The following is a 25,342-nucleotide window of genomic DNA, read 5'->3' as shown; positions in this document are numbered from 1 at the left end:
CGCACACCGCCATGCTTGTGCCTTTCATGCTGGCTGCGACCAAATAGGGGACTCGTTATAGCCATTTTCCGGTAGAATGGCCGTCTTTGGCCCAGACCCGGCAAGGATGGCTGTCCCGTTCCAGGTGGCATGATGAACCTCTATCGATCACTGATCCTGCTCTGTCTGCTGTTCGGCCAGCCTGCGCTGGCCTTGACCCTGCACAGCCGCCACCATCCCGAGATAGTCCCTCCCCGCTGGTCCAAGGCCGAGCAGGGCTGGTTGCGGCAGGCCGGGCAGTTGCGGGTCGGCCTCCTCGCACAGGATTACCGCCCCTTCAGCATGATCGTCTCCCGGCACAGGTTCGAGGGGATCTCCGCCGATTACCTCGGCATCCTCGCCCATATGCTGCAAAAGCCCCTGTCACTGCAGCTCTTCGCCGACAAGGAGAGCGCCCTGCTCGCCCTGCACCGGGGAGAAATCGATCTGGTCAACCTCGGCAACCTGACCCTGGCGGACACCGAGGCCTCCGGGATCCGGCTCAGCCAACCCTACTTCAGCAGCGCCCTGGTCTTCTCGGCCCCCAAAGCCTATCAGGGCCCACTGCTGACCCCGGGCCAGCGCGTCGCCGCCGTAAAGGGCCAGATAGACGCGCAGCGGTTCAGGCTCTACTACCCCACCCTCACCCTGGTGACCCATGACTCCAACATGGAGGCCTTCGACGCCGTCTTCTTCGGCCGCCAGGAGATACTGCTCAGCGACGCCCACGCCATGCACTACCTCAACAGCGAGCGCTTCGACCACCTCAGGCAGCGCGGCGAGGCACAGCCCAGCCTGGCTCCGGCCGACTTTCGCTTCGCAGTCTCCGCCCGCGTGCCGGCCCTGCTCGGCCTCATCAATCGCGGCCTGGACGCCATCGACGACGGGACCCGCAATGCCATCTTCAGCCAGTGGAATGGGCCCATACGTGACATGAACGACGGCGCGAGCGAGCGCTATGACGCCGCCGAGCAGGCCTGGATGCGCCAGTCTCCCCCCATCAAGGTGTGGCTGATGGACAACCTCTACCCCTATGGCGCCCTGGATCACGACGGCCAGCTCACCGGCATGACGGTCGACATGCTGGCCAAGGTGAGCAAGCGCACCGGCCTCTCCTTCGAGTTCATCCGCTTCGACTCCGACCGGCAGCGGGACAAGGCGATCCGCTCGGGGCGCCTCGATCTCATCGGTGCCATCTCCCGGCCCGTGGCCGAGCGCTATGGCCTGCGCCCCTCGGTCCCCTATGCCACGGACGACATCTACGTGATCCTCACCCATCAGGGGGAGGAGAGCATGGGCTCGCTGCAGGGTCTGGCGGGCAAGCGCGTGGGGATGACCCGCTACAACCCGCTCGCCGATCAGCTCAAGGGCAGCCGGCTCACCACCATGGAGAGCGCCGAGGAGGCGATGCAGGCCGTCGAGGGGGGCAGGCTGGATGCCGCCATAGTGCCGCTCTATTTTGCCCGCCACGCCCTGGACAACGATCCGCAAACCCGGTTGCGCATCGCGGGGCCCGCCGATGACGAGCCCATACGGATGGGCTTTGCCAGCCAGCCCGGCAACGAGATGCTGATGGGGATCCTCGACAAGACCCTGCTCGCCATCCCGCCCAACGAGCTGGCCATGACGAGCTACGAGTGGCGCAACCGCAAACTGCCGATGCCCGGCTTCATGGAGCGCCACGCCCACGCCTTCTACCTGCTGTTTGCTGTGCTCTTCGCCCTGGCCCTGGTGCTGCTCTATCGCAACCTCATGCTCAAGGGGCTGGCCCGCGCCGAGCAGGCCTCCCGCCAGCAGCTGGAGGCCCACGTGAGGTTCATCAAGGCGCTCGGGGAGAGCCAGCCCCACCCCATAGTGGTGCGGGACAAGAGCGGCAAGGTCTTGCTGTGCAACAGCAAATACCTGGCCCAGCTCGGTGCCCGCCCGGAAGACGTCATGGGGCACCCCTTTGTCCAGGGACTGGAGGGGCTCATCGAACCCCGGAGCATCGCCGCCCTGGAGCAGGACTTTACAAAGGTGCTGCAGCATGGCCAGCCCGTCTTCGCCGATCGGATTTTCAACCGCGAAGGGAGGCAGACCCACATCTATCACTGGATGGTGCCCTACTTCGATGCCGAGGGGGCCATCAGCGGGGTGATCGACGGCTGGATCGACATCACGGACCGCAAGCGGCTGGAGGAGGCCCTGCGCCAGGCCAAGCTGCAGGCCGACAGCGCCAGCCGTGCCAAGAGCGACTTTCTCGCCACCATGAGTCACGAGATCCGCACCCCCATGAACGCCATCCTCGGCATGCTGGAGCTGGCCACCGAGGATCCCGCCCTCAGTCGTCACAGCGCCGAGCTGCTGCGCATCGCCGCGGACTCGGCCCACGGTCTGCTGGATCTGCTCGGGGATACCCTGGATATCGCCAGCATAGAGGCGGGCCAGATGACCCTGACCCCGACCCCCTGCGAGCTGACGCCGCTGCTACTGTCGGTCACCCGGGTGTTCCATGGCATGGCCGGGCAAAAGGGGGTGGCCTATCGCGTCGAGCTGCCCGGCGCCCCCCTGCCGACCGTGCTGATCGATTCCCTTCGGCTGCGCCAGATCCTCTTCAACCTGATCGGCAACGCCATCAAGTTCACGGAGCAGGGGGAGGTGAGCATCAGCGCCGCCCTGACGGGAAACCCCCAGCAGGCCCCCGTGCTGCACTTGGTCATCGCAGACACCGGGGTCGGCATCCCGGCGGACAAGCTGCCCCGGCTGTTCACCCCCTTCTACCGTGCGCACTCCCTCGAGCAGTACCCGGGCAGCGGCCTCGGCCTGAACCTGGCCCGCATCCTGTGCCAGCTGATGGGGGGAGAGATAGGCGTCGACAGTGCGCCAGGACGGGGGACCCGCCTCGAGATAAAACTGCCCCTGACCCTGGCCACCCCGGATCGCCCCCAGGTGATGGCCCCCCTCCCCCCGCGGGAGCCAGGGCCCCGGCTGCGGATACTGGTGGTGGATGACAACCATGCCAACCAGATCCTGCTGCGCCAGCAGCTCAAGCACCTGGGACACGAGGTGAGCGTGCGCAGCAACGGGCTGGAGGCGCTGCGGGCCGTCGGCAGCCACCCCTTCGATCTCGTCATCACCGACTGCCAGATGCCGGTGATGGACGGCTTCGAACTGACCCGCAACCTGCGGGCCCGTGGCCATGAGCTGCCAGTCTGGGGCTTTACCGCCCACGCCTTGCCCAGGGAGCGGGAGCTCTGCCTCGCCGCCGGCATGAACGACTGCCTGTTCAAACCCATAGGTCTCGCCCGCCTGCGCGCGGCGCTGGCCGAATTCGGCCGGGAGGCATGACGGGGCGCCATTTCGCAAGAGGAGCGGTTGTCCGGCGGGGCAAGGAGCACGACCCGCCCTGAAGACAGGGCTGCGCCTTGAGCGGTGCATGAACCAGAGCTGGCTCAGGCACGGCTGACGGTGCAGCTGAAACAACCCGGGCTGGCATTGTGTACCTGCATGTACGCAACCTCCCCATTCGACAGCTGCTGACGAATGGCTCGCTCGAATTCACTGCCTTGAATGGTCTGGGCGTGGATCATCATGTGCGCCCTGTCATAGGACCTGACCGAGAGCAGGCGCCCTGGCAGGATCTCCGGTATCTCATTGACACCCAGCACCGCAGTGTCGGCGTGTTCGCGCACAAAGATGGGCCCCCCTGCCCGATAGGGAGAGTCGACGTCATGGTGCAGGAAGTGGATCAGCAGTACCCTCTCCCCCGGCATGGCATCCTGCAGGGAAACCCGGCACGGGTAACCGGGTCTGGCATCGGCCGTCACCCATCTTGCGTTGATGCCCTGCAGCTCCTCCTCGCTCATCGCCATGAAGCGTGCAAACAGACCCTTCTCTAACCCCTGAATCCTGAAATCGGTGTTCATCACGGCACTCCCTCTGATCAAAGGCACCATCTTAGCCATGGCGCAGCCCTATGCTGGCCATTTCCGGTCAGGCAATCCTATTTCTGCCGGCACCCGAATGGCGCGGGCGCTGTGCGGTGCTTGGCGGCCCCTTCTGAGGTATGGAGTGAGGAGAGTGAAGATGGGATGAGATGGGAGCCAGCGCCGGGCCAGCGACCAGCCGCAAGGCGTGCTGTGGCTGTATGATACCCATAAAAAAACCGACACCCTTGGTGTCGGTTTTTTGTATCGGGAGGTGCGCCCTGTTTTCCTTTTGCGCCGACATGGGCCGGACGAGGCAGGTCACGCGACGGGGATCAGTAGAAGATCCGCTCACCCCGTTCGCTCATCTTGAGCCACACCGGCTTGGTGCTGGTCTTGTTCCAGATCCGGTGCAGGTAGCTGTAGAAGCGGGCGCGATCGCGGCGAAACAGCATCACAGGGAAGGCGAGCAGACCCACCATCAGTACGAAGATGCGGCGAAGGATTATCTGAGTCAGGGAGAAGGGATGAAACATGATTTAACGCCTCACTGGTAAGACCACTGAGCAAAGATTACTCCACAATCTGTAGGATTACTACACCAACAAGCCCACTTTTTTATAAAAAAACCGCCTAAAAACCAGAAAGTGAAACTGGGTTACATTATTTAACCAAAGAGTAACAAGGCTGGCAAAAACCACGCCTTGGGCAAGAGTTAGAACATGGAGAGGTAAATGGGGGGAGAAGCGCATGAAACTGGCAGACATTGCTGTCCTGAGCGTACTGGGTCTGCTCGCCTGGTCACAGTGGCAGGAGTGGCGGCTCAACCAGAACGACGCCATCACGCTGGCGTATCAGGGGGTGCCTGTCGTCAGCCTGTGGCAATGCGGTCAACTGAAGCAGAAGATGGCCGATCTGACCGACCACGCCGCCGAGCTGCAACTTCAGTATCGGGGGCAATCCCTCGACGAGATAAGTCACTATCTGCAAAGAGAGTGGCGCCATCAGGGCTGCGAGCTGTTATTGACCCAGCAAGGATATTGAACGCAAGGGGATATGCCGAAAGAGGTTCTTGGGATGAAACCTGGCATGGAACAAGAATGAAACCGAGGAAGAAGATGGAGGCACGTTCCGGAGTCGAACCGGACTAAACGGATTTGCAATCCGCTGCATAACCGCTTTGCTAACGCGCCATGCTGACAAGACTGATTGTCTTGAAAGTGATATCCATGATTGGTGCCATGGAAAATTGGAGCGGGAAACGAGACTCGAACTCGCGACCCCGACCTTGGCAAGGTCGTGCTCTACCAACTGAGCTATTCCCGCCTGACTGCATGATGCCAGTTGCCTGACAACGAGGCGCATTATACGTACCCCGAGCCCGGGCACAACCCTTTTTTATGACTTTGAGCGCTTTTTGGGAGCGTTTGCTCAGGCTTTAAACGCCTTGGTCGAAATTCCCGCCATTCCCTGTGACCCGACGAGCGAATTTAAGATAAAGCCATTGAAATAGTTAGTCTTTAGTCAGAAACTCAAGCCGCTTAGTAACTGGATTCTCAATTGAAATTCACACCATGAAATGGATTTTCAGGCCTCGTGGGCTCAGACCGCAGCTGATGCTGGCTTTCTTCATGTTGGGCCTGGTGCCTTTCCTGGTCGTCACCCTGTTTTTCCTCTACAGCCACGGCAAGGATCTCACCACCCAGACGTCAAACCATCTGGTGTCGGTGCGCAACATCAAGAAGAGCCAGCTGGAAGACTACTTCGGCAACCTCAAGGAGCAGATCATCAACTTCTCCCAGCAGGACTTTGCCGGCAACAGTATCGGTCGCTTCTACGGTTTCACCGGGGCCTTCGAAAAGCTCGGCACCACGCCGCAGGAGGCCCGCGCCCGCGCCCAGGCCCGCTATGTGCCCGGCTCCTGGGACAAGCTGCAACAGCCGGACAGCCAGGTGGACATAGAGCCGTCCATCAGCGCCCTGATCCTCGCTGACGAGATGTATGGCCGGGTGCACCAGCGCTTTCACCGCGGCTACGCCGACATGGTGCGCAAGTCCAACTACAGCGACATCTTCCTGGTGGATCTCAACGGTGACGTTGTCTACTCGGTCACCAAGCACCCCAACTTCGCCACCAACCTGCTCTCCGGCCCCTATCAGGCGAGCGGTCTTGGCAACACCTTCGCCAAGATCAAGCGCCGCCTCGACGGCGGCCAGAAGCCCCAGCAGATCTTCGAGTTCACCGACTTTGGCCGCAACGAGCTGACCGGCCAGGTGGTCGCCTATCTGGCCGCCCCCGTGATGCAGTACGACTATGTGCGCGGCGTGGTGATCTTCGAGCTGCTGCCGGACAAGCTCAACCAGATCATGGCGGAGCGGGAGGGGCTCGGCGAGACCGGCGAGACCATCCTCATAGGCCCGGACAAGCGGATGCGCGCCAACGCCTGGCTGGCCCCCGAATTCAGTGTGGAGAACAGCTTCAGCCCCAACTTCCGGCCGCTGCAGACCCCCCTCGTCATCAAGGCCCTCTCCGGCGAGCAGGGGGTCGGCCCCTTCCTCTCCTATCACGACGACGAGGTGCTGGCCGCCTACACCCAGGTCAAGGTATTCGACACCGAGTGGGCCTTCATCGCCGAGATCTCCACCAGCGAGGCCTATGCCCCCATACGCCAGCTTGAGACGCTGGTGATCCTGCTGGGGGCGGGCTCATTGCTGCTGCTGATCCTCTTCTCCCGCTGGCTCTCCCACTCCATCACGGCGCCCCTACGCTCCCTCACCGCCGCCGCCGAGCAGGTGGCGGATGGCGCCCTGGAGCACCCCATCACCATACCGCGCACCGACGACGACATAGACCGGCTGGCCCAGGCGTTCCGCCACATGCAGCGCTCGGTGAAGGACAAGATAGAGCTCATCGAACGCCAGACCCAGGAGCTGCAACAGCAGGTCAAGCTGACCCACAAGCAGAACCTCAGCCTGCAACAGGCGGACAAGCTCAAAGACGAGCTCCTAGCCAACACCTCCCACGAGCTGCGCACCCCCATCCACGGCATCAAGGGGATGGCCGAGTCCATGCTCGCCAGCCAGCAGGATCTGACCGAGGGGCAGCAGAAGCAGCTCGGCCTCATCATCAAGAGCGCCGACGGCCTGGCCCGGCTGGTGGACGATCTGCTCGACTACCACCAGATGCGCTACGGCCAGCTGGAGATCCACCCCCAGCCCGTCTCCTCCAAGGGGGTGATCCGGCTGGTGCTGGATCTCTGCCAGCACCTGGTGCAGGCCAAGCCCCTCACCCTGGTGGACATCAGCCCGGCGGAGCTGCCTCCGGTGCTGGCGGACGAACAGCGCCTCGAGCAGGTCCTCTACAACCTGGTGGGCAACGCCATCAAGTACACGCCGCAGGGCAAGGTGGTGCTGAGCGCCCTGGTGGAGGGCAACTTCCTGCGCATCAGGGTGACCGACACCGGCATCGGCATCGCCAAAGATCATCTGGAACACATCTTCGAACCCCTGGTGCAGATGAGCCCGGAAGTGAGCAAGCAGGGGGCCGGCCTTGGCCTCTCCATCACCCGTCAGCTGGTGCACCTGATGGGGGGCGAGCTGTTCGTCGAGAGCGAGCCGAGCGTCGGCTCCACCTTCGCCTTCACCCTGCCGCTCGCCAGCGGCAAGGCGGGCAGCCTGACGCTCGACAGCCGCCAGATAGAGCATCAGCTGATGCGCCAGCAGCCCCTGATACTGCCGGACTGGGAGAGCGACGATCTGCCCCCGCCCCCACCTGGCGCGCCCCTCATCCTGGTGGTGGATGACGAGCCCATCAACCTGCATATCCTCCGCCACCTGCTGCAACCCTGCGGCTACCGCATACTACCGAGCAGCGACGGCCACGACGCCCTGGCCAAGCTGGCCCAGGAGCCGGTGGACCTCATCCTGCTGGACGTGATGATGCCGACCCTGTCGGGCTTCGACGTCTGCCGCCGGCTGCGCCAGCAGCATCCCAAGGACAAGCTGCCGGTGCTGCTGCTCACCGCCCTCAACCAGCCCAAGGAGATCGAAGAGGGCTTCAACGCCGGGGCCAACGACTACCTGGTGAAACCCTTCTGCAAGGAGGAGCTGTTTGCCCGGGTCAGGGCCCTGCTGGAGGCCAGCGCCGGCCGCGCCTCGCTAGTGGAGAATCACCTGCTCAAGCAGGAGATAGAGCACCGCCTGCGGCTGCAGGCCCAGCTGCATCAGGATCAGGAGCGGCTGCTTGCGCTGCTCGGGGAAGGGGCCGACCCCATGGTCTTCATCGACGAGCAAGGGGTGGTGCTGTTTGCCTCCCGGGCCCTGGCCCGCTTGCTGGGCCAGGAGCCGGAAGCCATGGAGGGGCTGCCGCTGGACGAGTGGCTGGCGACCCCGCTGGCGAGCCAGTGGCCCGACATGGCGGCGCGGCCGGAGCAGGATCTGAGCTTCCTGGTGGCGGGCCAGAAGGACGGGCTCAATGCCCGGGCCCTGCCCATCAGCCTGGGAGGTCAGCACGCCTTCGCGCTGACCCTCAGCACCGAGCAGCGCCAGGACGACAACAGGGTGATGGCCCTGGAGAACGCCCTCAAGAGCCTGTCGCGCCAGGCCATCATCGAAGATGGCCAGTTGCTGGGGGAGCTGAGCAGGCTGGGAGGGGAGTTCAGATCGCTGGCGGACAACCTCATTCGCCAGCAGGATGACGAGCCCCTGCGCCGGGCCCTGGTGGACACCATGCGCCTCACCCTGGAGACCTGGCAGCAGAGCACCGGCAAGGGCAAGATAGTGCTGGCGGAGAAGAGCAAGCTGTGGCGCGTCTACATGGACAGATCCAGCCCCCAGACCCGCACCCTCGACAAATACCTGAGCCTGGACACCCTGCCCAAGGCGCCCCGCTGGAAGACGGTGGTGGCCAGCGCCGAATACGTGCTCAAGCAGTGCCCCTTGAGCGAAGTGCAGCAGCAGAGCCTGCACCAGAGCACCCAACTGTTGCGCCAGCTCGCCAGCCGCAAGGGCTGAGGTTCTGCTGCTATCTCGGGTGACCTCTCTTCCGTTGACGACATGAGCCCGAGATATCGAGCAGATGACATGCCAAAAACACCACACCCGCGAATGACGCGGGTGTGGTGTTTTAGAGGTTGTGCCATTGGGGCGCAGGGGCTGCTCCGGCGGTGCGACTCAGCAAGCGGTTTGGCACATCCCGAACGAGGGCATACAGCCTACCCGATGTCAGCCAACGCTCACCTCCCCCCAAGGGCGCCGGTAGCCCAACGCCCATGGGATGAGGCCTGTTCACTCAGGCCTATCTCCTGTCACCCGGCTTATGGCTTCAATTCTCTATTCACCTGGGCGAAGGATTTGGGCCAGGGCTGTGCCTTCCGCAGGGCTGGCGACAGCTGGCGAATGGCTGCCTGCGCCTGGCTCAGGCCGACATAATCCCCTTTCAGCACCACATACCAGGGACTGCCATGGTAGTTGGTGCGATAGATCCACACCTGATCGGCGAGCCGATTGACGCGCACAAACTTCGCTACGGCATCCAGACTGCTCGCTCCCATCAGCTGGATGCTGAGGTGGTTGATGTTCTTCTGGTGCAGGACGCTGGCGGGTGTCAGGTTGACCTTGCCGGATGCCTTGCCTTGCGGCTCGGGCACGGTGGCTGGTTTAGACTGCGATTTCGCTGCCGGCTTGGACACAGGCTCCGGGGCAGGCGTGGACACGGGCTCGGGGATGGCAGGCTCGACCTCAACCAGAGGCGCCGAGGGGGCAGGTATTGGCGGCTCAGGCTGTACGACGTCTTCGGCCACGATCGGCAGGGCGCCGCTGGCCGGCATACCCAGAATGGGGGTCAGCTTGCCGGCCGCACCGTCGACCTGCAGTTCGATCGACTCGGGAGCAGAAGGCAGGAACCCGGTCTCAGCCGGCGGGATCAACGTCGCTCTGGCGCCACTGACCTGATCCGTAGCGGCCTTCCCCACCTCGGGCTCGTCCTGCCGAGCCGTGGGGCTCACATAGCTCAACATCAGCAAGCAGAGGGCGCCGGCCGCCAGACCTATCCCTATCTGGCGAATGAGGGAAGCGGGGTTGCACTTGCGCAGATGGCCTTCGGTCATATGTCCTCCTGGACGGCATGAGAATGAGGGGCGCCGGTGCGGCAGAAAAAGGTCGTGGACCGGCATGGGGGCGGCCGCTCGGCGCGGCAGAAAAGGGTGTAGTCCGTGGGAGCAGGCCCGGATCAGGATGTCACCCCATGTCGCCGTTCCTCCGCGCCCTGGCGGGCTTGAAGAGAAACGGGCAGGACTGCGCCTACAGCCACCTCAGTTTGCCATTCGTTGCCTCGCATCGACGCCGAGCACCATACCGGGGGAGCGCTGAACTTGGCCTGAATCCTCCCCCCATCCAGGGGCCTTGGCCCTGTCCAGGGGCTTGTTTCCGCTGGCATTTACCCCAGACGATCTCCTCTGCTCCATGCGCCTTGAGAAAGCGCCAGCGAGCCGTTCGGGGGCCAAGAGATCGGCAGACTCGAGACTCTGCAAGCTGACGGCAAAAGGCCGCCAGCAGCCTCTTCGCCACGGCCTCGTCACCGCCTGCGTTGACGAGAACACGGCCAGGTTTCCATTTAGCGCTTGATGGTCCTGGCGCTTAGTGATAGTTAAATAACCAGAAAAATCAGTCATGTCGGACACATGACCACGCCAGCGACCTCGATGCCGAGCGGCAGGGGAGCACCATCCCGGACACAGGCAAGCAGCCAGATCCGGGGTGATACAGGATCAAGGAGCGATCAGTGAGGGAGAGGCGTTATCAGGGCGGGTTGCCGCGCAGGGTCATGACATGCTTGTTATCCGCCCTCTGGGGGGGGATCTGGTGTATCGCCACCCTGGCCCATGCCGCAGCGGAGCCGACCAGCCCAGGTCAGCGCCCTGCGCTCGCCGCCAAGGCCGAGGGCTATGCCGCCGAGGCGAGCTGCCTCGGTTGTCACGACAGCCAGGTGGCCCAGTGGAAGGGGTCCGACCATGCCTGGGCCATGCGCCACGCCAGCCCTGACAACGTGCTGGGGGATTTCAACGACGCCCATTTCGACGAGGCTGGCGTCAAGGCCCGCTTCTTTCGCAAGGGAGAGGACTATTTCGTCAATCTCGAGGGGGAAGACGGCAAGCCGGTAGACGTCAAGATCCTCTACACCTTCGGCCATGATCCGCTGCAGCAATACCTGGTCGCCCTCTCCCGCGGCCGCCTGCAAGCCCTGACCCTGGCCTGGGACAGCCGCCCCAGGGCGCAAGGCGGACAGCGCTGGTTCTCCCTCTATCCCGGTCAGCGCTTTGCCACCAGCGATCCCCTGCACTGGACCGGGCGTTATCAGAACTGGAACGCCATGTGCGCGGATTGCCACTCCACCGCCCTCGACAAGGGCTACGACGACAAGAACGACAGCTTCACCACCACCTGGCACGAGCAGACCGTCGGCTGCCAGGCCTGTCACGGCCCGAGCCAGAGCCATGTGACCTGGGCCAATCAGCACAAGGAAGGGGCGGGCGCCAAGGCGGCGGACGGTCACTACGGCCTGGCCGTCAACCTCAAGACCCTCGGCAGTCAGGGCCAGGTGGAGCAGTGCGCCTTCTGCCACAGCCGTCGGCAAGGGCTGGGAACCGGTCAGCAGCCGGGTCATCCGCAGCTGGATCAGAGCCTGCCCACCACATTGCGGGCCTCCCTCTATCATGCGGATGGCCAGATAGATGGCGAGGTTTACGAGTTTGACTCCTTCGTGCAGAGCAAGATGTCCGCCGCCGGGGTGGGCTGCACCGATTGTCACAACCCCCACACCACCAAGGTCAAGCTGGAGGGCAACGGCCTCTGCCTCCAGTGCCACAATCCCCAGCCCCCGACCAGCCGCTTCCCCAGCCTGCAGGCCAGGGAGTACGACAGCAAGGCCCACCATCACCATGAGCCGGGCAGCGCCGGGGCACAGTGCGTCAACTGCCACATGCCGACCAAGACCTACATGGTGGTCGACCCGCGCCGTGACCACAGCCTGCGCATCCCCCGCCCGGATCTGGCGGCCAGGACCGGCAGCCCGGATGCCTGTACCGCCTGTCATCAGGACAAGGAGCCCGCTTGGGCGGCCAAGGCCATCGACACCTGGTATGGCAAGCCCAAACGGCCCCCCCACTACGGGGAGAGCTTCCACGCCGTACAAAGCGGCCAGGGCTCCCCCCTTGCCCTGCTCCCCCCCTTGCTGGCGGACAAGAGCAAGCCCGCCATAGTGCGGGCCACCGCGGCCGAGCAGCTGGCCGACCTCGGCTTGCCTGCCATCCCTGAGCTGCGTCTCGCCCTCAAGGACGACAGTGCACTGGTACGGGCCTATGCCGTCTCCGGCTTTGCCAACACGCCTCCCATGGCACGACTCGACGACCTCCTCCCCTTGCTGCGGGACCCGACCCTGGCGGTGCGGGACGAGGCCATTCGGGCCCTGGCGGACATTGCGCCTGCGCACCTGCCCGCCGAGGATCGCGCCCTGTTCCAAAGCCTGCTTGCCGACTATGAGCGGCGCCTGCGTGGCAATGCGGATCTGCCGGGCGGGCGCCTCAATCTGGCGGTGCTGCTCGCGCGCCAGGGGCGCCAGCAGGAGGCGATGGACGAGTATCACCAGGCCCTTAGGATGGATCCCTACTTCGTGCCGGCCCGGGTCAACCTGGTGACCCTCGCCAGCGCGGCCCAACAGCTGGATGAGGCGGAAACCCTGCTGCGCGACGGCGTCGCCCTGGACAAGATGCCGGTCGCCGACCATGGCAATCTCGCCTACATGCTGGCGCTGCTGCTGGTGGAGCGGGGCAAGACCGAAGAGGCGGTCGACTGGCTGGACAAGGCCGCCGCCGAACTGCCTGGCAACGTGCGGATCCGCTACAACCAGGGTCTGCTGCTCTCCCAGCTGAACCGGCGCGAGGAGGCGCTGGCTGCCCTGCGGGCAGGACTGGCGCAGGCGCCGGACGATCCCGACTTGATCTACACCCTGATCTACCTGCATGCCATTGCCGGTGAACAGGAGGAAGCCTTCGGATACGTCAAGCGGATGCGCAAGGCCGCCCCGCAGGATCCGCGGCTGCTGGCCATCGAACCCTACTGGACCAAGTGACCCTCGGAATGGGGAGCATTCATACCCCATTCTGCACCTGCCTGGCGACCTGGCCTGGCGCGAACCAGGCGTCTGCGTCAGCACTCGGCGTCACAAATGGGTAATTGAGAAACAGTAATGTTCTCACTACGATAGCGCCGAGATGCTGTGTTATGGTTGTTCAGTTGTTAACAAAAAGCTTGTTAGTCTGGATCTGACGGCTCATCGCGCCGCCCCATGGGGACGCCGTCGATGAGCGAACCTCACTCTGCCAAGGAATGGAATGGTGACGACACGCGAACAGATTGCCCAGCTGGAGGCCAATGTCGCCGAGCTGGTATTCGGTCAGGCCGATACCATACGCCACGTGCTGCTTGGGCTCCTGGCCAACGGCCATGTGTTGCTGGAGAGCCTGCCCGGGCTCGCCAAGACCCGCACCGTCAAGGCACTGGCGACCCACCTCGATGCGCAGATGAGCCGCATCCAGTTCACCCCGGATCTGCTGCCCTCCGACATCACAGGGGGCGAAATCCTCCAGCAGACCCCCAGCGGCAACCGGATCAGCTTCCAGCAGGGCCCCTTGTTTGGCAACGTCATCCTCGCCGACGAGATCAACCGCGCCCCCGCCAAGGTGCAGGCCGCCCTGCTCGAAGCCATGGAGGAGCGCCAGATCACGGTGGCGGGGCAGAGCTACCCCATGCCTTCTCTGTTCATGGTGCTGGCCACCCAGAACCCCATAGAGCAGGAGGGCACCTATCCGCTGCCGGAAGCCCAGATGGATCGCTTCCTGATGAAGCTGCAACTGGACTACCCGAAGGTGGAGGACGAGATCCGCATCCTGCGCCTGATCCGGGGCGAGGATCGGCAGCAGGCGGGGGAACATCCCCAACCGAGCCACCTGCCCCAAGAGGTCATCTTCGCGGCGAGGCGCGAGGTGGCGGCCATCCATGTCTCCGAGGCCATCGACACCTACCTGATGGCCCTCATCAATGCCACTCGCCACCCGGCCGAAGTGGATGCCGATCTCGCCCGCTGGATCGCCATCGGCGCCAGCCCGCGGGGCGGGATCAGCCTGGACAGGGTCGCCCGGGCGCAAGCCTGGCTGTCAGGGCGCGACTTCGTCTCGCCCGATGACGTTCGCGCCGTGGTGCACCCGGTGCTGCGCCACCGGCTGCAGCTCTCCTACGATGCCATCGCCGACGGGGTCAACGGGGATGATGTCATCGACCGGCTGCTCGACAAGGTGGCCATTCCGGCCTAAGGAGCACCATGACAGCAGAGACGGGTCTGCACCCGCCAGATGGCTTCGTATATGCCTCCCTTCCCCAGCTTATGGCGCTGGAGCACCACAGCCGCGGGCTCAGCTTCCTCTCCCGCCAGCCCCTGTCGAGCATTCTCTCGGGCGTCCATGCCTCCCGCCTGCGGGGACGCGGCCTGAGCTTCGACGAGCTGCGCAACTACACCCCCGGGGATGACCTTCGTCACCTGGACGCACGCGCCACCCTGCGTTACGGCAAACCCTTCGTGCGCACCTTTACCGAGGAGCGCGACCGCCCGACCCTGCTGCTGGTGGATCAGCGGATGAACATGTATTTCGGCTCCCGCCACTGCTTCAAGTCGGTGGCGGCAGCCCAGCTGGCCTCCCTCTGCGCCTGGATGGCGTTTCATGCCGGCGACAGGGTCGGCGGCCTGGTCTTTGGCGATGAGACCCTGGAGCATATCCGCCCCCAGCGCAGCCGCGCCCGCATCGAAGCCCTGTGCGCCGCCGTGATCCGGGCCAATCACGCCCTCCATGCCGCCCTGCCGGAGGCCGGCCAGCCGGACAGGCTAGATACTGTATTGCGCCACTGCCTCGCCAGTGCCGGCCACGACCACCTCATCTGCATCATCAGCGACTTCGCCGGTGCCGGCGATCAGACCTTGCAGCTGCTGCGCCAGCTCAGCGCCCACAACGACGTGATCGCCATGCAGGTCTATGACCCCATCGCCCTGCAATTCCCCGACAAGGGCAGGATCACCATCACCCAGGGCTCGGTGCAACGGGAGCTGCAGGTAGACAAGCGCCAGGTACACGGGCCGCTCGGCGACTTCCTCTCAGGTCGTCTGCGGGACGTGGCCGAACTGCTGCGCCGCAGTCGGGTGCCCCTGATGATGTTCGGCACGGGGGAGGAGGTGCTGGGGCAACTGCGCCTGGCGCTCGGCCGCCTGACCGGGAGCGCTCGATGACGGCCCAGGTCCCCGACATAGCCCAGCTAAAGGAGCTGGCCATTCCCACGCCCCCGGTCAGCTATCTGCCCCAGACCTGGGGCTGGCTGCTGTTGCTGCTGATCGTCCTCTCCCTGATCCTGCTCTGGGGAGGGCGCCGCTGGTGGCAATGGCGGCGCGATCGCTACCGCCGAGAGGCGCAGGCACGGCTAGAGGCGCTGCGTCTTTCCCTCGCCGATCCCCAATCCCGTCTGGCGGCCCTGCGGGCACTACCCGCCCTGCTCAAGCGGGTGGCGATCTCCATGCCCGGCGGCGAGGGCGCCCGGCCGCTCGGTGGCGACGCCTGGATGGCATTCCTGGCCCGCAGCGCCCCCTTCCCCCTGCCCACCCATTTTGCCGAGGATCTGTTCACCCTGGCCTATGCCCCGTCCAGCCGGGTGCTGGACATCCCCCACGGCCGCATCGATGAGCTCTTCCAGCTCAGCCGACGTTGGATAGGAGAGCATCATGTGGCAGTTTGACGCCCCCTGGGCACTGCTCCTGCTGCCCCTGCCCTGGCTGGCCTACCGCTATCTGCCCCCCTATCGCGCCGCCCGCAGTGCCCTGCGCGTGCCCTTCTTCGCCGCCATGGATCAGGCCCTTGGCCAGTCTCCCCGCACCCTGGGCGGGGGGCGCTGGCAGCTTGGTCTCAACCTGCTGGTCTGGGCGCTGCTGGTGACGGCCTGCGCCCGCCCCGTGCTGATCGAGCCCCCCATTCGCCATGACAGCCCCACCCGCGACATCATGCTGGCCATCGACATCTCCCAGTCCATGGAGACCCGGGATTACACCACCCCGGATGGCCGCCAGAGCGATCGCCTGAGCGCGGTGAAGGGGGCGGTGCAGGACTTCATCCAGCGCCGCAAGGAGGATCGCCTCGGCCTCATCGTCTTTGGCACCGGCGCCTACCCCCAGGCGCCGCTGACCCTGGATCACGCCAGCCTGCAACTGCTGCTCGATGAGGTCGGCATCGGCATGGCGGGCCCCAATACGGCGCTCGGGGACGCCATTGGTCTGGCCATCAAGCTGCTGGAGAAGACCCGGGAGAGAGAGAAGGTGCTGATCCTGCTGACGGACGGCAATGATACCGGCAGCGCCATCACCCCGGCCCACGCCGCCCAGCTGGCCCGCGACCGGGGGATCAGGGTGCACACCATTGGCATAGGCGATCCAGCGGCCAGCGGCGATGCCAGGGTCGACTTGCAGGTGCTGATGGAGATCGCCAACACCACGGGCGGGCGTTTCTTCAGGGCCGACGATCGCCAGGCACTGCACGCTGTCTATGCCGCCCTGGACGAGCTGACCCCACATAGGGTGAAGACCTTCAGCCACCAGCCCAAGCGCGACCTGTTCTGGTGGCCGCTGGGGGCCGGCCTGCTGTTGCTGCTGGTGTGCCACCTCCTGGCCGCCCTGCTCGGCAGGCGCACGCCCCCCTCCCGTATCGAGGAGGAGTCATGACGATCGATCTGGCGGCCTTCCATTTCCTGCGCCCACTCTGGCTGCTGCTGATGGTGCCGGGGATAGTGCTGCCGCTGCTCTGGCTGCGTCGCCACGACATCAAGCGGCAGCTGCGCGGCATCATAGCCCCCCATCTGGTGGCATCCCTGGTCATCACCCCGGCCAGGGAGCGCACCCTGCACCCCATACACCTGCTGGCCAGCCTGCTGGTACTGGGGGGGCTGGCCGCCGCCGGCCCCACCTGGCAACAAGATATTCCCGATTTCCTCGACGATCGGGCCCCGCTCATCCTCGCCGTGGATCTCTCCGCCTCCATGGATGCCGATGACGTACCGCCGACCCGGCTCGCCGCCATCCGCCACAAGCTGCACGACCTCGTCCAGCGCCGGGCCGGTGCCCGCACCGCCCTCATTGCCTATGCCGGCAGCGCACACCTGGTGTTGCCCGCGACCGAGGATCCCGCCCTGCTGGACACCTTTATCCAGGCGCTGGCCACCGATCTGATGCCCAAGCCCGGCAAGGACGTGCTGGGGGTGATCGATGAGGCCCAGCGCGTGCTGGCCGCCGAGCACTCCCCCGGCACCCTGGTCCTGCTGACCGACGGCGCCGACCCCAGCCAGTTTGATGCCATCCGTAAGCGCCTCGCGGGCAGCCGGCTTCAGGTGCTGATCCTGGCGGTGGGTAGCCAGGATGGCACCCTGATCCGCGATGCGAAGGGTCAGCCCCGCACAGGGCCTGACGGCCGCCCCCTGGTGAGCCGCTTCGACGAGGCCGCCCTCAAGGGGCTGGCCAGCGCCGCCAATGCCCCCCTGGGCAGCCTGACCCTCGGCGATGACGATCTCGACTGGATTGGGCTGCACGCCCAGCAGCATTTTCAGGCCGCCCAGGGAGATGATCAGCAGATCCACTGGCAGGATGCCGGTTACTGGCTGTGCTGGCCCCTGGCACTGATCGCCCTGTGCTGCGTGCGCCGGGGCTGGCAGGTGCACTGGCTGGGGGGCGTGTTGCTGATGCAGCTCCTGGGCGCAGCCCCGGCGCCAGCGCACGCCAACGCCCTGGCCGACGCTTTCTTCACCCCGGATCAACAGGGCCGCTGGGCCTTCGAGCAGGGCCACTACCCAGAGGCGGCGGCCCATTTCAAGGATCCCTACTGGAAAGGGCTCTCGGCCTACCTGGCCGCCGACTTCGATCTCGCCCAGGCCAGCCTGGCCCGGCTGGACACGGCCAATGCCTACTTCTACCTCGGCAACACCTATGTGAAGCTGTTCAAGTTCCCGGAGGCGATCCTCGCCTATCAGCAGGCCCTGAAGCAGCAACCCGACTTCCCCGAGGCCAAGGCCAACCTGGCGTTGGCCCGGGCGCTCCAGCAGGATCACGAGGATCAGCAGGAGGCCGGCACACCGGATGAGAAGGCCGACCAGACCCTGGAGGACCAGACACCATCCAAGGGCGGCAAGGCGCAACAGCAGCAGACCCCCCAGGCCAGCTCGGATCAGCTCTGGCTCGACAACCTCAGCACCTCGCCGGCCCAGTTCCTCAGGCGCAAGTTCCTGCTGCAGGATGCGGCCAGCGCGCGCACGCCGGAGCCTGCCCCATGAGAGCCCTGCTGCTCATCCTGCTGCTCGGCCTCGGCGCCCTTGCCCGGGCAGCCGAGCCCGAGGTCCGCATTCAGAGCAGACTGGTGCCCGCCGACGGCGTGAGCGTGGGCGGCACCCTCAATCTGGAGGTGGATCTGCTGGTGGACACCTGGTTTACCGCCGCCCCCGTGCTGGCGCCCCTCCAGCTGGCGGGGGCCGTGGTTGCCCCTCCCAGCAGCGAGGCCAGCCATCTCACCGAGCAGATCGATGGCAAGACCTTCTTTGGCATGAGGTTCACCTACCGCATCACCCCTCAGCTTGCCCAGACATTCGAGATCCCCCCCCTGCAGTTTCAGGTTCAGCCCGGGCAGGGCACGGGGCCGGTCAGCCTCAGCAGCCCGCCCCTGAGCTTCCAGGCCAGGGCCCTGCCTCATGGGGGCAAGACACCCCAGCTGGTCGCCAACGAGGTGCGCTTCACCCAGCAGATCCAGCGCTCTCACACCCCGCTGCGGGTGGGTGACAGCGTGCAGCGTCAGCTGCGCATCGAAGCGGAGGGTGCCCAGGCCATGTTGCTGCCGGTGCCGCACTTCGCGGCGGTGAAGGGGCTCAGGCGTTATGTGCAGACCCCCAGTGTCATGGCCATGGACGACGGCCGCGGGACCACCACGGGGGGCGTGCGCGAGGACAAGGTCAGCTATGTGATAGAGCAGAGCGGCCACTTCACCCTGCCCCCCATCCGGCTCATCTGGTGGGATGCAGGCAGTGGCCAGTCCCAGGAGCTGACGGTTCCCGAGGTCGCCCTGAGCGCGGCAGCTGGCACCTATCAAGCCCCCTTCTCCATCAGCGAGGATCTGCACGCCCTGGGGCAGCAGGCCCGCATCACCCTGGCCGGTAAGGGAGTGCTGCTCGCTGGCCTTGGGCTGATGGCGGTCGCCCTCCTCTGGCTGGTGCGGCCCCGGCTGCAAGCCTTGTGGCACCGCCTCCAGCGGTGGCGGGCAAGCCGCCGGCTCGCCTGGCTCGACTCCCCCGACTACGCACTGCGCCTCGCACGCACCCAGTTGCGGCAGCAACCCGCCGAGCTGGGCGGACTCTATCTCTGGGTGAGGCGGCGCAGCGGGCTGCTGGCCATTGCCCCCTTGCTGAAGAGCGGCCCGACGAGTCGCCTCCACCCTGTGCTAGCCTTCTTCAGACTCAACTACGGCCTTGACAACAAGCCCTCGGGAGAGGACGCCACCACCGGCCTCGCCGAGGAGATAGTGCCGGCCCTCGAAGGGGCCATGATGGAAGCAACCGATCGCCGATCCCGGCCCCATGCCTTGCAACCACTGCATCCTGGGCTGGATGAACCGGATCATCGTCGTCATACAAGGAGGTCATAATGCGTCATCCCCCCATGCTGTCGTTCATGCGCTGGTGTGCCTTGCTGCTGCTCGTACTGCCCTTGCTGGCACGGGCCGCCGATCCGCTCCCCTCCTGGCAGGATGGCCCCTCGCGCCAGGCCATCGAGGCCTTCGTCACCGCGGTGACGACGGAAGGGGGCAAGGATTATGTGGCCCCCGCCGAGCGGATCGCCGTGTTCGACAATGACGGCACCCTGTGGAGCGAGCAGCCCGCCTATTTCCAGGTGCTGTTTGCCCTGTCCGAGCTCAAGCGGATGGCACCTGAGCACCCGGAATGGAAACAACAGCAGCCCTTCAAGGCCGCCCTGGAGGGGGATCAGCAGACCCTGGCCAAGAGCGGCATGGCGGGCCTGCTCCAGATAGTGCTCGCCACCCACAGCGGCATGAGCTCGGCGCAGTTCATCCAGAATGCCCGGCATTGGCTCGACACCGCCCGCCACCCCACCACGGGGCGCCGTTTCACCGAGATGGTGTTCCAGCCCATGCTGGAGCTGCTCGATTACCTGCGGGCCAACGGCTTCAAGACCTACATAGTGTCGGGGGGCGAGGTGGTCTTCATGCGCGCCTTCGCCGAGCAGGTGTACGGCATCCCCCCCGAGCAGGTGATAGGCACCACCCTCGGCAGCCGCTTCGAGGAGAAGGCGGGTCGCCTCAGCATCCAGCGTCTGCCCAAGCTGGTGCACAACGACGATGGCGTCGGCAAGCCGGAGAGCATAGACCGCATCATAGGTCGCCGCCCCCTCTTCGCGTTTGGCAACTCGGATGGCGACCTGCAGATGCTGCAATGGACCATGGCGGGGGCAGGCAAGCGCTTCGCCGGTCTGGTGCATCACACCGATGCCAAACGGGAATGGGCCTATGACAGGAACAGCAAGGTTGGACGCCTGGACAAGGCCTTGAGTGCAGCGAACAGAGGTAACTGGACCGTCGTGGACATGGCCAGAGAGTGGCGCCGTGTCTATCCGTTCGAGTCGCCCAGGTAGCGTAAGTAAGTGCAAGAGGACCGCAGGATGTCTCGGGATGACGCACCGTCATCAGCTTTCCGGCACTCGCCGTCGCGGACAAGGACTGTAGCGTGATACGGAGATACAACTATGACATTTGCAAGAAAATGGATGCCCGGGCTGGCACTGTCCATCGCGACGGCCCTGGGGGCCTCGGCCGCCATGGCGGCAGACAAGCCCAACATCCTGGTGATCTTCGGTGACGACGTTGGCCAGACCAACATCAGCGCCTATGGCAAGGGGGTCGTCGGCTATCAGACTCCCAACATCGACCGCATCGCCAAGGAAGGCATGATGTTCACCGACTATTACGCGGAGAACAGCTGCACGGCGGGACGCTCGACCTTCATCACGGGCCAGACCATATTGCGAACCGGTCTGTCCAAGGTGGGCATGCCCGGCGTGCCTGTCGGATTGCAGGCCCGTGATGTCACCATAGCCCAGGCCCTCAAGTCCCACGGCTACGCCACCGGCCAGTTCGGCAAGAACCACCTGGGGGATCGTGACGAGTACCTGCCGACGGCCCATGGCTTCGACGAGTTCTTCGGCAACCTCTACCACCTCAATGCCGAAGAAGAGCCCGAGCGCCCCTTCTGGCCCAAGGATGATACCGAGTTCACCAAGGCCGCGACACCGCGCGGGGTCATCCACTCCACCGCGGACGGCAAGATCGAGGACACGGGCCCGCTCAACAGCAAGCGCATGGAGACCATAGACGACGAAACCACCCAGGCCGCCATCAACTTCATGGAGAAACAGGTCAAGGCCGACAAGCCCTTCTTCGTCTGGATGAACACCACCCGCATGCACGCCTTTACCCATGTTCGCCCATCCATGCAGGGCCAGAGCGGCATGCCGGGCAACGACTATGCCGACGGCATGCTCGAGCACGATGGCCATGTGGGCAAGATCCTCAAGGCGGTGGACGACCTGAAGATCGCGGACAACACCATAGTGGTCTATTCCACCGACAACGGGCCCAATCAATGGTCCTGGCCGGATGCGGCCACCACGCCGTTCCGCAACGAGAAGAACTCCAACTGGGAAGGGGCCTACCGGGTACCTGCCATGGTCCGCTGGCCGGGCCACATCAAGCCGGATGTCATCTCTACCGAGATGTTCTCCGGTCTTGACTGGTTCCCGACTCTGCTGGCCGCCGTGGGTGACACCGACATCAAGGAGAGACTGCTCAAGGGCACCGATCTCGGTGGCAAGAACTTCAAGGTGCACCTCGACGGTTACAACCAGCTCGATTTGCTGACCGGCAAGGCCGACAAGGGGGCTCGCAAGGAGTTCTACTACTTCAACGATGATGCCGAGCTGGTAGGCATGCGTTTCGACAACTGGAAGATCGTCTGGTGCGAACAGCGTGCGCCGGGTGGCCTGCAGGTCTGGAGCGAGCCCTTCACCTGCCTGCGCGTGCCCAAGCTGTTCAACCTGCGCATGGATCCGTACGAGCGGGCTGACATCGTCTCCGATCAGTACTATGACTGGCTGACCAAGAACGACTACCTGCTGTTCCAGGGCACCCAGAAGGCGGCGAAGTTCCTGCAGACCTTCGTGGACTACCCGCCCAGCCAGCGTCCTGCCAGCTTCAGCATCGACCAGATCCGGGCCGACGTGGACAAGAAAATAGAAGAAAAAATGAACCAAAAACAATAAGTATTGTGCCAGGTGCCCGCCCCGGCGGGCACCTTTTCTCTCTTCTGTTCGTGCGGATAGTCCCGCCCGATAAGGCTAATTCGATGTCCAAAGCCGCCCATTCCCCCGTTGCCAACCGCCGTGACAAGGTGGAGGCACCCTGCCGTCAACGGGCCTCTTTGAAGATGCTGCTTCCCGCTGCTCTCCTGTTCGCCTCCGGCGGCGCGGCCCTGATTTACCAGGTACTCTGGGTCAAACAACTCTCTCTGGTGGTGGGGGTGGAGGTCTATGCCGTCACCACCGGCATCAGTGCCTTTTTTGCCGGCCTTGCCCTCGGCGGTCTCTATTTCGGTCGCAGAGCCGACCGGCTGCAGGATCCGGTGCGCCTCTACGCCTGGCTCGAGCTGGCCGTGGCGCTGCTCGGCGTTGGAGCCACCTTGGCCCTCTCCCACCTGGCCGAGCCGTTCGCTCGCCTGGAAGCGAGTCTGGGCCTGCTCGCCTGGGTGCTGCCCTTCGTACTGGTCGGCCTGCCCGCCGTGCTGATGGGGGGCACCCTGCCGGTCCTGGTGCGTGCCCTGACCCCTGCCAGTGACAGGGTGGCGAGCGCCGGGGGCAGCCTCTATGCGGCCAACACCGCAGGGGCCATCCTCGGCACCCTGCTGACCGCCTTCCTGCTGCTGCCCCAACTCGGTGTCCATGGCAGCGCCTTCGCCGCCGCCACCCTGAATCTGCTGGCCGCCCTCGGGGCCTGGCTCTGGTGTCGCAAGGTGCGCACGCCCCTCCCCGTCGCCCCGCCCCAGGGCAGCCCCTCGCCCCGGGCCAGAGTGGCCGTAGCCCTCTATTGCGTGGCCGGGGGCATAGCCCTCGGCTACGAGGTGGTCTGGAGCCAGTCCATAGTGCAGTTCATGAGCACCCGCACCTTTGCGTTCGCCGTGGTTCTGGCCACCTATCTCACCGGCCTGATGCTCGGCAGCGCGCTCTATGCGAGGCGAGCCGAGCGCATCCAGAACCCCTGGGGCCTGTTTGGCCTGCTGATCACCGCGGCCGGCCTGCTGGCGCTGTTGCAGGTGGCCGGCCTCGGTCGCTGGCTCGTGATGGCCCAATCCCAGATGGAGCTCTGGACCCTGCAAGTGACCGGCAACGAGCTGGCCGGCATGTGTGCCCGCTTCCTCACCGTGGCCCTCTCCACCGTCTTCCTCCCCACCACACTGCTCGGTGCCGCCTTTCCACTGGCCCTGCGGCTGGCGGCCACCAGCTCGCGGATAGGCCGGGACGTGGGCACCCTGGTGGCCCTCAACACCCTGGGGGGCATCGCCGGGGTCGCCCTGACCGGCTTCCTGCTCATCCCGAGCCTTGGCCTGGTGCGCACCCTGGCACTCCTGGCCGTGCTGGCGGCCCTGCTTGGCTGCATTGCGACCTGGCAGAGCCCGGCTCCTCGCCGCTACCTGGCCGGAGCCACATTGGCCATGACGCTGATGACGATCCTCCTCGGCGCGCTTACGCCACCACAGCGGCTGGCCGAGCTGTTGCCCGGGGCCAGAAACGGGCACCTTGCCTATTACCATGAGGGCAAGGGGGGCACTGTGGCCGTCGTCACCCAGGGACAGGGGGATCGCCGCTTCCAGCGTCTCTACATTCAGGGGGTCTCGAACACCGGGGATGCCATGCCCTCGCTGCGCTACATGCGGCTGCAAGCCCTGCTGCCGCTGCTGATCCACGGCCAGCAGCCGGATTCGGCCCTGGTCATCGGGTTTGGCACCGGCATCACGGCCGGCGCCATGCTGCGCGACCCCGGACTGACCCGCCCCGTGGTGGCCGAGCTGCTGCCTGAGGTGCTGGAAGCCGCCCCCCTCTTCAAGGGCAACTACGATGCCGTCCATGATCCACGCCTCGACATCAGGTTGCGGGACGGGCGACGGGAGCTGCTGCGCAGCGACGAGCAGTACGATCTCATCACCCTGGAGCCGCCCCCCCCCTCGGCGGCCGGGGTGGTGAACCTCTACTCCCGTGACTTCTATCAGCTGGCCGCCCGGCGCCTGCATCGGGGGGGCATGGTGGCCCAGTGGTTGCCGCTGCCCACCCAGAACAGCGAGGAGAGTCGCTCCCTGGTGCGCAGCTTCGTGGAGGTCTTTCCTCACGCCACCCTGTGGACGACCGAGTTTCACGAGATGCTGTTGATAGGATCCCTCGACCCGCTGGCGCTGGATGTCCCCCGGATAAGGGCGCGCTTCGCCGAGCCTGGGGTGGCCGCGGCCCTGACCGAAGTCGGCATAGACACACCCGCCGCCCTGCTGGCCACCTGGGTCACGGACAGGGATGGCTTGCTGCGCTTTGCCGGTGACGCCCAGCCGGTCACCGATGACTGGCCGCGCATCGAATACGCCCCCTGGGTCAGGCGCAACGAGATCACCCGGGTGCTGCCCGAACTGCTGGCGCTGCGCTCACCGCCCCCGCTAAGGCAGGCGGATGCGGCCTTCAAGGGAGAGGTCGAGCGCCAGTGGCAGTCGCTGGATCACTTCTACTCGGTGGCCTTCTATGCCTATCAGGGAGACAGGGACGCCTGGGTGCGCGGGGTCGGCCAGATGACCCCAGAGGAGCGGGCCAACCCCTACTACCGCTGGTTTATCGGCCACTGACCCCCAGGCCAGTCCGTCGGGCTGGCCTGCTCTGGACACAACCCTGCCTGACCCTGTGCGGCCCGATCAGGGCGCCGGATCAGCCTCGCTTTTTGTGGTGGTGACGACACGACAACCCCGGCCATGGCGCAGCCTGGAGGGTCGCGGCAGCCGCGTAGCGCGCCATAGCCACCTCTTCTTTGATACGGACGGTTCAACCGGCCGATCGAGGCCACGCTTTGGCTGCGATGGGGGTTGCCCTGAGACTGGCCAACAAGCAGCAGGTGCTTGACGTGCGCACTGTCACTGCGCAGACACGAGACACGACGGTGAGCCCATGCTGGAGTGGCAAGGCCCGGGAAGAGGGCGTGCTCT

16 protein-coding genes and 2 tRNA genes are annotated in these 25,342 nt (G+C 65.2%); 13 read left to right on the top strand and 5 right to left on the bottom strand.

The features are described 5' to 3' along the window. Positions 1-132: 132 nt before the first annotated feature. Positions 133-3,345, top strand: a complete 3,213-nt coding sequence (locus AAHB08_RS03895) for an ATP-binding protein (protein WP_342058154.1) — start codon at positions 133-135, stop codon at positions 3,343-3,345. Between the two features lie 104 nt (positions 3,346-3,449). Here the strand turns inward: AAHB08_RS03895 and AAHB08_RS03890 are convergent, their stop codons facing one another. Continuing rightward, positions 3,450-3,923 (bottom strand): DUF1203 domain-containing protein, encoded by a 474-nt coding sequence (locus AAHB08_RS03890; protein ID WP_247626975.1) that lies wholly within the window; start codon positions 3,921-3,923, stop codon positions 3,450-3,452. A gap of 335 nt (positions 3,924-4,258) precedes the next feature. Next, positions 4,259-4,459, bottom strand: a complete 201-nt coding sequence (locus AAHB08_RS03885) for a YbfA family protein (protein WP_025327782.1) — start codon at positions 4,457-4,459, stop codon at positions 4,259-4,261. 214 nt (positions 4,460-4,673) lie between these two features. Here AAHB08_RS03885 and AAHB08_RS03880 point away from each other — a divergent pair, with 214 nt between their 5' ends. Further along, entirely contained in the window at positions 4,674-4,967 is a 294-nt protein-coding gene (locus AAHB08_RS03880; RefSeq protein ID WP_202046854.1) for a hypothetical protein, read from the top strand. A gap of 75 nt (positions 4,968-5,042) precedes the next feature. Here AAHB08_RS03880 and AAHB08_RS03875 read toward each other — a convergent pair. Together AAHB08_RS03875 and AAHB08_RS03870 are read right to left on the bottom strand one after the other, a co-directional pair. Continuing rightward, positions 5,043-5,116 (bottom strand) — tRNA-Cys (locus AAHB08_RS03875). A gap of 57 nt (positions 5,117-5,173) precedes the next feature. Next, positions 5,174-5,249: transfer RNA gene (locus AAHB08_RS03870), tRNA-Gly, on the bottom strand. A gap of 248 nt (positions 5,250-5,497) precedes the next feature. Here AAHB08_RS03870 and AAHB08_RS03865 point away from each other — a divergent pair. Continuing rightward, positions 5,498-8,935, top strand: coding sequence for an ATP-binding protein (locus tag AAHB08_RS03865; RefSeq protein ID WP_342058153.1), 3,438 nt, complete (start codon positions 5,498-5,500; stop codon positions 8,933-8,935). Between the two features lie 302 nt (positions 8,936-9,237). On the opposite strand, the gene AAHB08_RS21140 is transcribed toward AAHB08_RS03865, so the two are convergent. Next, positions 9,238-10,029: a hypothetical protein gene (locus AAHB08_RS21140; protein WP_446699507.1), complete on the bottom strand. Its 792-nt coding sequence runs from the start codon at positions 10,027-10,029 to the stop codon at positions 9,238-9,240. 716 nt (positions 10,030-10,745) lie between these two features. Here AAHB08_RS21140 and AAHB08_RS03855 point away from each other — a divergent pair. The 10 genes from AAHB08_RS03855 to AAHB08_RS03810 all read left to right on the top strand — a co-directional run bounded on the left by AAHB08_RS03855 (position 10,746) and on the right by AAHB08_RS03810 (position 24,988). Next, entirely contained in the window at positions 10,746-13,049 is a 2,304-nt protein-coding gene (locus tag AAHB08_RS03855) for a tetratricopeptide repeat protein (RefSeq protein ID WP_342058152.1), read from the top strand. Between the two features lie 262 nt (positions 13,050-13,311). Beyond that, the gene (locus AAHB08_RS03850) at positions 13,312-14,289 is read left to right on the top strand and encodes an AAA family ATPase (protein ID WP_139439653.1); all 978 of its coding nucleotides are present in this window, start codon (positions 13,312-13,314) and stop codon (positions 14,287-14,289) included. A gap of 8 nt (positions 14,290-14,297) precedes the next feature. Continuing rightward, on the top strand, positions 14,298-15,254 hold the full coding sequence (locus AAHB08_RS03845) for a DUF58 domain-containing protein (protein WP_342058151.1): 957 nt from the start codon (positions 14,298-14,300) through the stop codon (positions 15,252-15,254). Next, on the top strand, positions 15,251-15,754 hold the full coding sequence (locus AAHB08_RS03840) for a DUF4381 domain-containing protein (RefSeq protein ID WP_342058150.1): 504 nt from the start codon (positions 15,251-15,253) through the stop codon (positions 15,752-15,754). The genes AAHB08_RS03845 and AAHB08_RS03840 overlap by 4 nt, the downstream gene beginning before the upstream one ends. Continuing rightward, the gene (locus AAHB08_RS03835; protein WP_342058149.1) at positions 15,741-16,730 is read left to right on the top strand and encodes a vWA domain-containing protein; all 990 of its coding nucleotides are present in this window, start codon (positions 15,741-15,743) and stop codon (positions 16,728-16,730) included. The genes AAHB08_RS03840 and AAHB08_RS03835 overlap by 14 nt, the downstream gene beginning before the upstream one ends. Beyond that, on the top strand, positions 16,727-18,328 hold the full coding sequence (locus AAHB08_RS03830) for a VWA domain-containing protein (RefSeq protein ID WP_342058148.1): 1,602 nt from the start codon (positions 16,727-16,729) through the stop codon (positions 18,326-18,328). Before AAHB08_RS03835 ends, AAHB08_RS03830 begins: the two co-directional genes overlap by 4 nt. Next, on the top strand, positions 18,325-19,686 hold the full coding sequence (locus AAHB08_RS03825; protein ID WP_342058147.1) for a hypothetical protein: 1,362 nt from the start codon (positions 18,325-18,327) through the stop codon (positions 19,684-19,686). Before AAHB08_RS03830 ends, AAHB08_RS03825 begins: the two co-directional genes overlap by 4 nt. After that, the gene (locus tag AAHB08_RS03820; RefSeq protein ID WP_247626985.1) at positions 19,686-20,690 is read left to right on the top strand and encodes an HAD family hydrolase; all 1,005 of its coding nucleotides are present in this window, start codon (positions 19,686-19,688) and stop codon (positions 20,688-20,690) included. Before AAHB08_RS03825 ends, AAHB08_RS03820 begins: the two co-directional genes overlap by 1 nt. A gap of 111 nt (positions 20,691-20,801) precedes the next feature. Further along, on the top strand, positions 20,802-22,373 hold the full coding sequence (locus AAHB08_RS03815; protein ID WP_342058146.1) for an arylsulfatase: 1,572 nt from the start codon (positions 20,802-20,804) through the stop codon (positions 22,371-22,373). An 83-nt stretch (positions 22,374-22,456) separates the two neighbouring features. Beyond that, complete coding sequence (locus AAHB08_RS03810; protein WP_342058145.1) at positions 22,457-24,988, top strand: fused MFS/spermidine synthase; 2,532 nt, start codon at positions 22,457-22,459, stop codon at positions 24,986-24,988. The last annotated feature ends 354 nt before the right edge of the window (positions 24,989-25,342 follow it).

Origin of the sequence: Aeromonas sp. OTU364 (assembly GCF_038440395.1) — a bacterium.
In the GTDB taxonomy this organism is placed as follows: Bacteria; Pseudomonadota; Gammaproteobacteria; order Enterobacterales; family Aeromonadaceae; genus Aeromonas.
This window is presented reverse-complemented; position numbering and strand designations above follow the sequence as displayed.